The following is a 349-nucleotide window of genomic DNA, read 5'->3' as shown; positions in this document are numbered from 1 at the left end:
GGGCACCGGCTCCGCCGACCCCGACACCGCCGCCATCACCAGGCCCTCGCGCAGCAGCGCGGCGGTGTGGTCCTCGTCCTCCCGGCGCAGCTCGAAACTGAGCCCCGGCACCTCGGTGAGCGCGTCCAGGAACCAGGTCGACAGGGAGTCGGCGTTCACCGCGACCGACACCCGCGTCGGCTCGCCGGCGCCGCTCATCCCCAGCTCGTCCCGCGCGTCCCGCTCCAGCCGGGCGAGCTGGCGGGCGTACCGCACCAGGACCGCGCCGGAGTCGGTCGGCCGGACCGGCTTGGTGCGCTGGAGCAGCACCCGGCCGGTGCGCTGCTCCAGCGCCTTGACCCGCTGGCTC

Annotated in this window: 1 pseudogene; it reads right to left on the bottom strand. The window is 76.2% G+C overall.

The features are described 5' to 3' along the window. Positions 1-349 (bottom strand): annotated as a pseudogene (locus tag GT030_RS12820) (ArgP/LysG family DNA-binding transcriptional regulator); the annotation flags it as partial.

Origin of the sequence: Streptomyces sp. SID1328, from assembly GCF_009865595.1 — a bacterium.
Classification (GTDB): Bacteria; Actinomycetota; Actinomycetes; order Streptomycetales; family Streptomycetaceae; genus Streptomyces; species Streptomyces griseoluteus.
The sequence above is the reverse complement of the archived record's forward strand: the minus strand, read 5'-3'. Positions and strand labels throughout refer to the sequence as shown.